Source organism: Variovorax sp. KBW07, assembly GCF_003852515.1.
Lineage (GTDB): Bacteria > Pseudomonadota > Gammaproteobacteria > Burkholderiales > Burkholderiaceae_C > Variovorax.
This window is the reverse complement of the sequence record NZ_QAJK01000078.1, coordinates 19,457-31,502: the sequence shown is the minus strand read 5'-3', so window position 1 is coordinate 31,502 and position 12,046 is coordinate 19,457. Positions and strand designations below refer to the sequence as shown.

General features: G+C 67.0%; 10 protein-coding genes. 9 read left to right on the top strand and 1 reads right to left on the bottom strand.

Annotation, left to right across the window (positions count from 1 at the left end; all coding sequences use genetic code 11):
- The first annotated feature begins 251 nt into the window (after positions 1 to 251).
- Positions 252 to 3,119, top strand: coding sequence for an aconitate hydratase (locus DBV14_RS17245; protein WP_124460385.1), 2,868 nt, complete (start codon positions 252 to 254; stop codon positions 3,117 to 3,119).
- Positions 3,120 to 3,134: 15 nt separating this feature from the next.
- On the opposite strand, the gene DBV14_RS17240 is transcribed toward DBV14_RS17245, so the two are convergent.
- On the bottom strand, positions 3,135 to 3,830 hold the full coding sequence (locus DBV14_RS17240) for a C13 family peptidase (RefSeq protein WP_124460384.1): 696 nt from the start codon (positions 3,828 to 3,830) through the stop codon (positions 3,135 to 3,137).
- A gap of 149 nt (positions 3,831 to 3,979) precedes the next feature.
- Between DBV14_RS17240 and DBV14_RS33450 the strand changes: the two genes are divergently transcribed.
- From DBV14_RS33450 to DBV14_RS17205, 8 genes are all read left to right on the top strand, one after another.
- On the top strand, positions 3,980 to 4,132 hold the full coding sequence (locus DBV14_RS33450) for a hypothetical protein (protein ID WP_185546046.1): 153 nt from the start codon (positions 3,980 to 3,982) through the stop codon (positions 4,130 to 4,132).
- Between the two features lie 607 nt (positions 4,133 to 4,739).
- A complete protein-coding gene (locus tag DBV14_RS17235) occupies positions 4,740 to 5,201 on the top strand; it encodes a metallophosphoesterase family protein (RefSeq protein WP_124460383.1) in 462 nt (153 codons plus the stop codon).
- A gap of 155 nt (positions 5,202 to 5,356) precedes the next feature.
- On the top strand, positions 5,357 to 6,193 hold the full coding sequence (efeU, locus tag DBV14_RS17230) for an iron uptake transporter permease EfeU (RefSeq protein WP_124460382.1): 837 nt from the start codon (positions 5,357 to 5,359) through the stop codon (positions 6,191 to 6,193).
- A 9-nt stretch (positions 6,194 to 6,202) separates the two neighbouring features.
- Positions 6,203 to 7,387, top strand: coding sequence for an iron uptake system protein EfeO (gene efeO / locus DBV14_RS17225; protein WP_124460381.1), 1,185 nt, complete (start codon positions 6,203 to 6,205; stop codon positions 7,385 to 7,387).
- Positions 7,388 to 7,411: 24 nt separating this feature from the next.
- Positions 7,412 to 8,755 (top strand): iron uptake transporter deferrochelatase/peroxidase subunit, encoded by a 1,344-nt coding sequence (gene efeB / locus DBV14_RS17220; protein WP_124460380.1) that lies wholly within the window; start codon positions 7,412 to 7,414, stop codon positions 8,753 to 8,755.
- 69 nt (positions 8,756 to 8,824) lie between these two features.
- On the top strand, positions 8,825 to 9,661 hold the full coding sequence (efeO, locus tag DBV14_RS17215) for an iron uptake system protein EfeO (protein WP_124460379.1): 837 nt from the start codon (positions 8,825 to 8,827) through the stop codon (positions 9,659 to 9,661).
- Positions 9,662 to 9,835: 174 nt separating this feature from the next.
- Complete coding sequence (locus tag DBV14_RS17210) at positions 9,836 to 10,135, top strand: FeoA family protein (RefSeq protein WP_124460378.1); 300 nt, start codon at positions 9,836 to 9,838, stop codon at positions 10,133 to 10,135.
- Positions 10,128 to 12,023, top strand: coding sequence for a ferrous iron transporter B (locus DBV14_RS17205; protein WP_124460377.1), 1,896 nt, complete (start codon positions 10,128 to 10,130; stop codon positions 12,021 to 12,023). Before DBV14_RS17210 ends, DBV14_RS17205 begins: the two co-directional genes overlap by 8 nt.
- The last annotated feature ends 23 nt before the right edge of the window (positions 12,024 to 12,046 follow it).

Sequence of the window (12,046 nt, the reverse complement as noted above, 5' to 3'; positions counted from 1 at the left end):
AGTACCCGGTGTCATTCGCACGCGCCCTGAATGAACCCGCACCCGAACCGAACAGCAGCGCCAAGCTATCCGACGCGCCACGCTTCCCGGGCGAAGCTCCAAAGTTCCCGAATACGCCAGTTCGCAGAGGCCGTACCACGCTATGAACGCCATAGCCCCCGGAGACCATTTCCCAGGAAGCCAGACTACAACAGCTGACATTGATCCCCGCTATCCTTGAGGAGCTTCCACGAACAAACAGGAGTTTCTCTATGGCCAAAGCACCGGCGCACGCCTTTGCGTCCACTCTCAAGACCTTCAAGACCGCATCGGGAAAGTCCGGAAAGTATTGGTCGCTGAAAGAGCTGGCCAAGCAATATCCCACCATCGACCGCCTGCCCGTGTCGATCCGCATCGTGCTCGAATCCGTGCTGCGCAACTGCGATGGACAGAAAGTTTCGCCCAAGCACGTCGAAGAACTGGCCCACTGGGCACCCAATGCCGAGCGCACCGACGAAATTCCCTTCGTCGTCACCCGCGTGGTCCTGCAGGACTTTACCGGCGTGCCCCTGCTGGCCGACCTGGCCGCCATGCGCAGCGTGGCCGCCAAGCTGAACAAATCGCCCAAGACCATCGAGCCGCTGGTGCCCGTCGACCTCGTGGTCGACCACTCCGTCATGGTCGACTACTACGGCACCCCCAAGGCACTCGACCTCAACATGAAGCTCGAGTTCCAGCGCAACAACGAGCGCTACCAGTTCATGAAGTGGGGCATGCAGGCCTTCGACACCTTCCGCGTCGTGCCGCCCGGCTTTGGCATCGTGCACCAGGTCAACCTCGAATACTTCGCGCGCGGCGTCTACAAGAGCCCGTACGACAAAGGTGATACGCCCACCTACTACCCCGACTCGCTGGTCGGCACCGACAGCCACACCACCATGATCAACGGCATCGGCGTGGTCGGTTGGGGCGTGGGCGGCATCGAGGCCGAAGCGGCCATGCTGGGCCAGCCGGTCTACATGCTGACGCCCGACGTGGTGGGCTTCGAGCTCACCGGCAAGCTGCGCGAAGGCGTCACCGCCACCGACCTGGTGCTGTACGTCACCGCCATCCTGCGGACCGAAAAAGTGGTGGGCAAGTTCGTCGAGTTCTTCGGGCCCGGCGCCGCGTCGATCGCCGTGCCCGACCGCGCGACCATCGGCAACATGGCGCCCGAATACGGCGCGACCATGGGCTTCTTCCCGGTCGATGAAATGACGGTGGCGTACTTCGAGGGCACCGGCCGCACCAAGGAAGAGGTCGAGCGCTTCGAGGCCTACTACAAGGCGCAGGGCCTGTTCGGCATGCCCGCACCCGGCGACATCGACTACACCAAGATCGTCAAGCTCGACCTGGGCACCGTGTCGCCCAGCCTGGCCGGCCCCAAGCGCCCGCAGGACCGCATCGACCTGGGCCACCTGGCCACCAAGTTCTCCGAGCTGTACAGCAAGCCCAACGACGCCAACGGCTTCAACCAGCCGGCGGACAAGCTCAAGCTGCGCTATCCGCTGGCCACTGCCGGCCAGGGCAACGACGACGAGGCCGCACCGCCGCCCGCGGGCGCGCCGCTCGACGTGGTCGAGATGGTGGCCAACCGCTCGACCAAGGCCGCGGCCCACGTGAGCGCCACCGCGCCTTCCGCGCCCAAGGGCCAGGTCACCATCGGCAACGGCGACGTGCTGATCGCGGCCATCACCTCGTGCACCAACACCTCGAACCCGAGCGTGATGCTCGCGGCCGGCCTGCTGGCCAAGAAGGCGGTGGAGGCGGGCCTGACGGTCAAGCCGCACATCAAGACCTCGCTGGCCCCCGGCTCGCGCATCGTCACCGAATACCTCGAGAAGGCGGGCCTGCTGCCGTACCTCGAAAAGCTCGGCTTCTACCTGGCCGGCTACGGTTGCACCACCTGCATCGGCAACGCCGGCGACCTCACGCCCGAGATCAACGAGGCCATCACCAAGAACGACCTGATCGGCGCGGCCGTGCTGTCGGGCAACCGCAATTTCGAGGCGCGCATCCACCCGAACCTGAAGGCCAACTTCCTGGCCTCGCCGCCGCTGGTGGTGGCCTTCGCGATTGCCGGCAACGTCATGACCGACCTGATGACCGAGCCCGTGGGCAAGGGCAAGAACGGCAAGGACGTGTACCTGGGCGACATCTGGCCCACGCCGAAGGAAATCGACGACAACCTGCGCTTTGCCATGAACGCCAAGTCGTTCCGCGCGAACTACGAGAAGGTGAAGACCGATCCGGGCAAGTTCTGGACGAGCATCAAGGGCACCGACGGGCAGGTCTACGACTGGCCCAAGTCGACCTACATTGCCGAGCCGCCGTTCTTCGAGGGCTTCAAGATGAAGCCGCATGCAACCGATGCGGGCTTCAAGGGCGCGCGCGTCATGGCGCTGTTCGGCGACTCGATCACCACCGATCACATTTCGCCGGCCGGCTCCATCAAGGAAAGCTCGCCCGCGGGCATCTGGCTCAAGGCGCACGGCGTGGCCAAGGCCGACTTCAACAGCTACGGCTCGCGCCGCGGCAACCACGACGTGATGATGCGCGGCACCTTCGCCAACGTGCGCATCAAGAACCTGATGATTCCGCCGGACGCCAACGGCACGCAGGAAGAGGGCGGCGTCACGCTGTTCCAGCCGGGCAACCAGAAGATGTTCATCTACGACGCCGCCATGAAGTACATGGAAGAGGGCACCCCCACGGTGGTGTTCGGCGGCGAAGAGTACGGCACCGGCTCGTCGCGCGACTGGGCCGCCAAGGGCACGCAGTTGCTGGGCATCAAGGCCGTGGTGGCACGCAGCTTCGAGCGCATCCACCGCGCCAATCTCGTCGGCATGGGCGTGCTGCCGCTGCAGTTCCGCGGCGCCGATTCATGGCAGACGCTGGGCCTGACGGGCGACGAGAAGATCGACGTGGTGATCGGCAGCGAACTGAAGCCGCAGATGGACGTCAAGCTGGTGGTGCATCGCCCCGACGGCACCCATCAGGAGGTGACGGTGCGCCTGCGCATCGACACCCCGATCGAGGTCGACTACTACAAGCACGGCGGCATCCTGCCGTTCGTGCTGCGGCAGTTGCTGGCCGCCTGACCAGCTCGTCGTTGACTACTTGCCGGCGGCATCCAGCCGCTGTGCAAGCCCATCGAGCAGCGGGCGGATCTTCTCGCCCACGCTGATCTGGGGATTGGAAAACCCGTCTTCCTTGCCGGCGTCGATCTCGCGCTGGCGGATCAGCGGCACGGCCGCCGCGAAAGCGGTTTCGAAGGAGTGGGTCTTGCGCAGTTCTTCGTTGAACATCGCGCGGCCGAAGAAGGTCAGCTCGGACAGGCGCCCGCATCCGTACGAGGTGTGCGTGGCGTCCGCGGCGGTCATGACCAGCGTGTGCTCGTTGGCCATCGGCTCGATCCATCCCCCCGAAAAGCAGGCAGACACCGCCACCACGCGGTGGCGGATGCCGGCTTCGTCGAGCGCCACGCGCAGTTCCTCGGGCGTGAGCCAGGGCACCGACAGCGGCCAGTGCGAGGCTGCCAGCTTGTGGTCGCTCGCGCCGTGCGAGGTGAGGTAGACCACCAGCAGGTCGTTGTCGCGGTCCATGCGCTTGGCCAGCGCCGCCACGGCACGCTGCAGGTTGAGCGGCGTGGCCCAGGGCAGCGTGTCGGTGGTGGTCGCGTGGTTCATCAGGTGGATCACGCGGCCCTTGGCGCCGAAGCGTTCTTCGAGCAACTGCGTGACCATCCGGCTTTCGCGCAGGAACACGTCTTCCGTTGCATAGGGCGCGAACACCAGCCCGTACACATTCACTTGCCCCGGCTGGCTGGCTGGCGGGCAAGGCCTCGGCCGTGTGCTCCCACAGCGCCTGCTGCTGTTCGAAGAGCTCCTGCGTCAGCCGCATGCGTGGGCGCTCGGGCTCGGTGGATGCGGTGGTATCGGCCTGCCAGGTGCGTTCCTGCATGTTCAGCGATTGCCAGAAGATCAGCGCCATCAGCGCCATGAACGCCGGCGCGAAAACGGCAAGCCGCCAGCGCGCACCGGCTTCGCGCGCGGTGAAGCGCACCAGCGCCAGCACCATCCATGCACAGGCCAGGCCGAAAATAGTCCAGTAGCCTTTCGGGTTGCTCAGCATCGCCGGAAGCCAGCCGCGCGAGTAAGCCAGCGCCAACTGCGTGAGCAGCAGGTTGGCCGGGAACATCGCCCAGGTCGCGAGCACGAGCCAGCGTGCCAGTCCGCCGTGCGGCGCCTTGCCGGACAGCGCGAACCATCCGAGCCAGGTGAGCAAGCCCAGCCACCAGAGCGTGTTGAGGCCGACCGTCTCGTGGAGCAGTGCGGGGCCGGCGATCTCGAGCCGCGCCATGCCGATCCACGCGAGTTCGGGCAGCAGCACGAGCAGCAGCAACTGCCAGGGGGCGGGCCTTGCATCGATGCGCGGGTTGCACAGCACCGAGGCGCGCAGGCCGCCGGCGATCCATCGCCACAGGCTCGCGCGGGGCACGGCGGGAGGAGGGGGCGCGGGGGGCGCAGGCGCCTCGTCGGGTGCCTGTTCGGGCACGCCTTCGGGAACGCGTTCGGGAATATCGGAGGCGGGCATCTGTGGGGTGGTGTCCTCGGGCATGGCGCCGATCATGCCTTGGCCGATGGCGTTTGCGGGCCGCCGCGCAGTGCTGCCCGGGCGCCTCGGGGTTTGCGAGAATCACTTTCTTCCACCTTCTTCGCATGCGCCGCGTCTGCCTCATCTCCGACACACACGGCCTCTTGCGGCCCGAGGCGCTGGCCTTCCTGCAAGGCAGCGACTTCATCGTGCATGGCGGTGACATCGGCAACGCCGGCATCCTCAAAGCGCTTGCCGCCCTTGCGCCGCTGACCGTCGTGCGCGGCAACAACGACCGCGAGCCCTGGGCCGACGGCATTGCCGAATCGGAATTCCTGACGGTCGACGGCGTGTGCGTCTACGCAATTCACGACCTCTCGCAGATCGGCATCGACCCGGCTGCCGCGGGCGTTCGCGTGGTCGTCTCGGGCCACTCGCACAAGCCGAAGATCGAAGAGCGCAATGGCGTCCTGTACGTGAATCCGGGCAGCGCCGGCCCGCGCCGTTTCAAGCTGCCCATCGCCGTGGCCGAACTCCTGATCGACGGCAATGCCGTCACCGCACGCATCGCCGAACTCGCCATTTGAGGCCGGGGGCAATCATTACCATTTGGTAACAAAAGCCCTTAAATGAGAATGGCTCTTATTTGTTGGGTATGCTCGTTCGCTCCCCCGTGGGGCCTACGCCGCAGTGCCGACGTTGCCGGTTTCGGGGACTTCCTGTGCCCTGAATTCCGAAGCCGATGCTCATTCCCTTTCTCATCATGCTGCGCGAAGGCATCGAAGCCGCGCTGATCGTCGGCATCGTTGCCAGTTACCTCAAGCAAAGCGGACGCGGCGCACTGATGCCCGCGGTGTGGGTCGGCGTGCTGCTGGCCGCCGCGCTGTCGTTGTTCGCGGGCGCCGGCCTGCAACTGCTGGCGGCCGAGTTTCCGCAGAAGCAGCAGGAGCTGTTCGAGGGCGTGGTCGGGCTCATCGCCGTCGTCATGCTGACCTCGATGGTGTTCTGGATGCGCAAGGCCGCGCGCTCCATCAAGGGCGAGCTGCAGGCGTCCATCGACAAGGCGCTTACCAAGGGCGCGGACGGGCAGGGCTGGGCGCTCATCGGCATGGTGTTCCTGGCCGTGGCGCGCGAAGGGCTGGAGTCGGTGTTCTTCCTGCTGGCCGTGTTCCAGCAAAGCAGCGGCTGGGAAGCGCCCGTGGGCGCGCTCGCCGGCATTGCCGTGTCGGTGGCGATCGGCTGGGGCCTGTACTCGGGCGGCGTGCGGCTCGACCTGCGCCGCTTCTTCCGCTACACGGGCCTGTTCATCCTTCTGGTGGCCGCGGGCCTGCTGGCCGGCGTGCTGCGCAAGCTGCACGAGGGCGGCGTATGGAACCACCTGCAGACGGTGGTGTTCGACATGAGCGAAACGCTGCCCATGGACAGCCCCGTGGGCGCCGTGCTCTCGGGCCTGCTGGGCTACCAGGCCGCGCCCGTGGTGGGCGAGGTCGTCGTCTACCTGGCCTTCCTGGCCGTGGCCCTGTTCTTCTTCCTGCGCTCGGCTCCCCCGCCTGCGCCTCGCGCGGCTGCGGCCGGCTGAAACCCCGTCATGTCTTCCTCTTCTCCTGAACCGAAATCTTTCAACCTGATGCGCGTGGCCGTGGCCGCGTCGGCGCTGCTGGTGGTCGCCGGGCTCGCGGCCTTCTGGTATGCCTCGAACGAGGCCAAGAAAGCGCCGGCCAAGGCGGCCGACAACGCGGTGACCGTGACCATCCAGGGCAACGCCTGCGACCCCAACGAGATCACCGTGCCCGCGGGGCGCACCACCTTCACCATCGTCAACAAGTCGAACCGCGCGCTCGAGTGGGAAATTCTCGACGGCGTGATGGTGGTGGAAGAGCGCGAGAACATCGCGCCGGGCTTCTCGCAGACCATGACGGTCAAGCTTTCGCCGGGCGACTTCGCGATTACCTGCGGGCTGCTGAGCAATCCGCGCGGCAAGCTGCACGTCACGCCGTCGGCCGCTTCCAAGGCCGAAGAGGCGCGGCCTTCGCTGGTCAACTACGTGGGCGCGCTGGCCGAGTACCAGGTGTTCCTGCGGCTCGAAGCCGGCACGCTGGAAGATGCGGCGCGCGGCCTGGCCGACGCCATCAAGGCGGGCGACCTGCAGCAGGCGCGCGCGCTCTACGCGCCGGCCCACCAGGCCTACAAGCGCATCGAGCCGATGGCCGAGTTGTTCGCCGACCTCGACACGCGCATCAACGCGCGCGCCGACTATTTCGAGAAGCGCGAGGCCGATGCCGGCTTCACCGGTTTCCACCGCATCGAGTACGCGCTGTACAGCCAGAACGACGTCAAGAGCCTGGCGCCCGTGGCCGACCAGTTGGTGGCCGACATCGGCGTGCTCAAGGAGCGCCTGCGCGGGCTCAACATGCCGCCCGAGCGGCTCGCCGGTTCGGCGTCGAAGCTGTTGCGCCGTGTGGCCGACAACCTGCCGGCCGGCGGTGAAGACCACTACGGCCATGCCGAACTGGTGAACCTGCAGGGCACCTACGAAGGCACGAAGAAGATCTCGGAGCTGTTGCAGCCGCTGCTGGTCAAGGCCGCGCCCGCGCTGCAGAAGAGCGTGGACGAACACTTCGCGGCCTTCGATGCCGCGCTGGCGCCATACCGCGAAGGCGAGGGCTTCAAGCCCGCGCCGCTCGACGAAGCACAGAGGAAGACCATCGCGGACGCCGTGCGCGCGCTGGCGGACGAACTCGGCAAGGTGAACGCCGCGCTCGGCCTGGAATGAGTTGAGAGAGAAAAGAGTATTTCCATGGAAAAGCCGACCTCCAATCCTGTGCTCGTGCCCGTGCCTGCTTCCACGGCAGGGCAACCCGCCTCGCCGCACCGCCGCCGCATGCTCGGCGCCGCGGGCGTCGCCATCGCCGGGCTCGCCGCCTCGGCCCACGCTGCCGCCGCCCCGCCTTCGGGCCCGCCCAACGCGCCCGATGCCGGCGCGCAGGTCACCGACGCGCCGGAGAGCACGCACACGCAAGACCGCGTGCCCTTCCGCGGCAAGCACCAGGCAGGCATCGTCACGCCGCGCCCGACCGCCGGCATGATCGCCTCGTTCTATGTGCTGGCCGAGAACCGCGCCGACCTGGAGCGCCTGTTCCGCACGCTCACCGAGCGCATCGCCTTTCTCACGCAGGGCGGCCCGCAGACCGACCCCGATCCCAAGCTGCCGCCCGCGGGCTCCGGCATCCTGGGGCCGGTGGTGCAGCCCGACGGGCTCACGGTAACGGTGTCGGTCGGCACCTCGCTGTTCGACGAGCGCTTCGGCCTTGCCAGGAAAAAGCCGGTGCGGCTCCACCAGATGCAGCGCCACCCCAACGACGCGCTCGATGCCGCGCTGTGCCATGGCGACCTGTCGATCCAGTTCTGCGCCAACACGCCCGACACCAACATCCACGCGCTGCGCGACATCATCAAGAACACGCCCGACCTGCTGGTGCTGCACTGGAAGCAGGAAGGCACCGTGCCGCCGATTCCGGCGGTGCCCGGCAAGCCGTCCGAGAGCGCGCGCAACTTCTTGGGCTTTCGCGATGGCTCGGCCAACCCCGACTCGGCCGACGACTCGCTCATGAACGGCATCGTGTGGGTGCAGCCGGGCAGCGGCGAGCCGGCCTGGGCGGTGGGCGGCAGCTACCAGGCGGTGCGCATCATCCGCAACTTCGTCGAACGCTGGGACCGCACGCCGCTTCAGGAGCAGGAGGCCATCATGGGCCGGCTGAAGCCCACCGGCGCGCCGCTGGACGGCGGCAAGACGGAGCACGACGTGCCCGACTACACCAAAGACCCCGAAGGCAAGGCCACGCCGATGGACGCGCACATCCGCCTGGCGAACCCGCGCACCAAGGCCTCGAACGCCAACCTGATGCTGCGCCGGCCCTTCAACTATTCGAACGGCGTCACCAAGTCGGGCCAGCTCGAAATGGGGCTGCTGTTCATCTGCTACCAGGCCGACCTTGAAAAGGGCTTCATTGCCGTGCAGACGCGGCTCGATGGCGAGCCGCTCGAGGAATACATCAAGCCCATCGGCGGCGGCTTCTTCTTCACGCTGCCCGGCGTGCAGGGCGAGCAGGACTGGCTTGGCCGCACGCTGCTGGCGGCCTGACGGGCCTTCGTCCCAGTCTTCATCCAGACATCCAGATTTTTTTCACGACCTCGATACCCAAGGAGATCCATGACCGTGCAGTTCCGCCGCCATTTCCTCGCCACTTTCGTCGCAGGCTTTGCCGGGCTCTATGCCGTTGGCGCGCAGGCCGCCGTGTCGCCGCTCGAACTGGTCGGACCGATCTCCGACTACAAGATCTACGTGGCCGAGAACGTGCGCAAGCTGGCGACGGACGTGCGTGCCTTCACCGCCGCGGTGAAGGCCGGCGACATCGAGAAGGCCAAGAAGCTCTACCCCTCGACGCGCACCAGCTACGAGCGCATCGAGCCGGTGGCCGAACTGTTCAACGACCTCGACAAGGCCATCGACTCGCGCGCCGACGACCATGAGAAGGCCGAGAAAGACCCGGCCTTCGGCGGCTTCCACCGCATCGAGTACGGCCTGTGGACGCAAAAGAGCACCAAGGGGCTGAACCCCGTGGCCGACAAGCTGCTGGCCGACGTGCTCGAACTGCAGAAGCGCCTGGTGGCGCTGACCTTCCCGCCCGAGAAGGTGGTGGGCGGTGCCGCCGTGCTGATGGAAGAAGTGGCCGCCACCAAGATCTCGGGCGAAGAAAACCGCTACAGCCACACCGACCTGTGGGACTTCCAGTCGAACTTCGAGGGCGCCTACAAGATCGTCGAGCTGCTGCGCCCGCTGGTCGTGAAGGAAAACAAGGCCTTCTCGGACAAGACCGACGCCAACTTCAAGGTCGTGTTCGACACGCTGGCCAAGTACAGGACGGCCGACGGCGGCTTCGAAACGTATTCGAAGCTCACCGAGCGCGACCGCAAGATGCTGGCCGGCCGGGTCAATACGCTGGCCGAAGACCTGTCGAAACTGCGCGGCATGCTGGGGCTGAACTAGGCTCGCCCAACCCCTGCCGGGGGCAACACCCGAGGCCTGGCAAAGCCGGTTCCTCGGTGTTTCTGGCCTTGCAGCCTCCTTTTTTGCGGGTTTGGTCAGGTTTTCGCGAGTGAGAATTGCTAGCATTCGGGTTCTGCTTACTGGCGCGCCCGATATCCCCGGCGCACTCTCACCGTGCACACCAATGACAACGGCGCAGCGCCGGCCTCCGCCGTCCTGCACCTCGACCAGCTTCCGAACAACCAGTGGGCCACCGTGCTCGACGTCGCCCGCCCCGAGAGCGCCGACGACCGAGAACTCGTGCTGCGCCTGACCGAAATCGGCTTCGTGCCCGGCGAAGCGGTGCGCATCGTGGCCAGCGGCATTCCGGGGCGCGAGCCGCTGGCGGTCCGCCTGGGCCATACCACTTTCGCGCTGCGCCGCCACGAGGCCGCGCTCATTCACGTGACGCTGGGAGCTGAGCACCATGGTTGAAGCCGTCATCCAGGGGCCGCGCGGCTTTGCCGCCACCGCGCAGCCGGGCCGCATTGCGCTGCTGGGCAACCCCAACTGCGGCAAGACCGCGCTCTTCAACCTGCTGACCGGCAGCCGGCAGAAGGTGGCCAACTACGCCGGCGTGACCGTCGAGCGCAAGGAAGGGACGCTGCGCACGCCCTCGGGCCGCCGCGTCTTCGTGCTTGACCTGCCGGGCGCCTACAGCCTGAACGCGCTGAGCGCCGACGAGGCCGTCACCCGCGACATCGTCACCGGCAAGAGCAATGAAGAATTGCCCGACCTGCTGGTGTGCGTGACCGACGCCACCAACCTGCGCCTGAACCTGCGACTGGTGCTCGAAGCCAAGAAGCTGGGCCTGCCGATGGTGGTGGCGCTCAACATGACCGACATGGCCAGGAAGCAGGGCATTGCGGTCGACACCGCCGTGCTGTCGCGCGAACTGGGCCTGCCGGTGGTCGAGACCGTCGGCGTGCATTCCGGTGGCGCCCAAAGCCTGCTCGATGCGCTCGACAAGCCCGTGCCCGCCGCCGCGCCGCAGCCCTGGCAGGCGCCCGGACTCGACGACGTGCTGGCCACGCAGCGCGAAGTGCGCCGCATCCTCGGCCTGGCCGTGACCGAGCCGGTCGGCAGCCTGGCCACCAGCGACCGCATCGACCGCGTGGTGATGCACCCGGTGTGGGGCATGCTGGTGCTGGCCGTCACCATGTTCCTGATGTTCCAGGCCGTGTTCAGCTGGGCCAACGTGCCGATGGACGCCATCAAGGCCGGCACCGAGGCGCTGGGCGGCCTGCTCAAGGCGCACATGGCCGAGGGCATGCTGCAGAGCTTGCTGGTCGACGGGGTGATCGCGGGCGTGGGCGGCGTGATCGTCTTCCTGCCGCAGATCCTGATTCTTTTCCTGTTCATCCTCGCGCTCGAAGACTCGGGCTACCTGCCGCGCGCGGCCTTCCTGCTCGACCGCGTGATGGGCACCGTGGGCCTGTCGGGCCGCTCGTTCATTCCGCTGCTGTCGAGCTTTGCCTGCGCCATTCCGGGCGTGATGGCCACGCGCACCATCAGCAACTGGCGCGACCGCATCACCACCATCATGATCGCGCCGCTCATGACCTGCTCGGCGCGGCTGCCGGTGTATGCGCTGCTCATCGCGGCCTTCATTCCGGCGCGCACCGTGGGCGGCATCTTCAACCTGCAGGGCGTGGTGCTGTTTGCGCTGTATGTGTTCGGCATCGTCTCGGCGATGGCCGTGGCCTGGGTCATGAAGCGCTTTCGCGACAACGCCCAGCATTCGCCGCTGATGATGGAGCTGCCGGCCTACCGCTGGCCCAACCCGCGCAACCTGGCGCTGGGGCTGTACGAGCGCGCCTGGATCTTCATCCAGCGCGTGGGCACCATCATCCTCACGCTCACCATCCTGCTGTGGTTCTTGTCGACTTTCCCGTCGCCGCCCGAAGGCGCGACCGGCCCGGCCATCCAGTACAGCCTGGCCGGCATGATCGGCCGGGGGCTCGAGCACATCTTCGCGCCCATCGGCTTCAACTGGCAGATTTCGATCGCGCTGGTGCCGGGCATGGCCGCGCGCGAAGTGGCGGTGGGCGCGCTGGGCACGGTCTACGCGCTGTCGGCCACCGGCGACGACGTGGCGGGCGCGCTGGAGCCGCTGATCGCGGGCAGCTGGTCGCTGGCGACGGCGCTGTCGCTGCTGGTCTGGTATGTGTTCGCGCCGCAATGCATCTCGACGCTCGCGGCCGTCAAGCGCGAAACCGGCTCGTGGAAGTACGTGTGGATCATGGCCGGCTACCTGTTCGCGCTGGCCTATGCCGCGTGCTTCATCACCTACCGCGTTGCACTGGCACTCGGGGCGGGTTAAAACCGCCCCCTGACGCTGAAAGG

Bases quoted from the DNA above. Each gene is read 5' to 3' on its own strand.
- DBV14_RS17245 (WP_124460385.1), top strand. From the start codon at position 252: ATGGCCAAAGCACCGGCGCACGCCTTTGCGTCCACTCTCAAGACCTTC.
- efeO (WP_124460379.1), top strand. From the start codon at position 8,825: ATGACCGTGCAGTTCCGCCGCCATTTCCTCGCCACTTTCGTCGCAGGC.
- efeB (WP_124460380.1), top strand. From the start codon at position 7,412: ATGGAAAAGCCGACCTCCAATCCTGTGCTCGTGCCCGTGCCTGCTTCC.
- DBV14_RS33450 (WP_185546046.1), top strand. From the start codon at position 3,980: ATGTTCAGCGATTGCCAGAAGATCAGCGCCATCAGCGCCATGAACGCC.
- efeO (WP_124460381.1), top strand. From the start codon at position 6,203: ATGTCTTCCTCTTCTCCTGAACCGAAATCTTTCAACCTGATGCGCGTG.
- DBV14_RS17235 (WP_124460383.1), top strand. From the start codon at position 4,740: ATGCGCCGCGTCTGCCTCATCTCCGACACACACGGCCTCTTGCGGCCC.
- efeU (WP_124460382.1), top strand. From the start codon at position 5,357: ATGCTCATTCCCTTTCTCATCATGCTGCGCGAAGGCATCGAAGCCGCG.
- DBV14_RS17205 (WP_124460377.1), top strand. From the start codon at position 10,128: ATGGTTGAAGCCGTCATCCAGGGGCCGCGCGGCTTTGCCGCCACCGCG.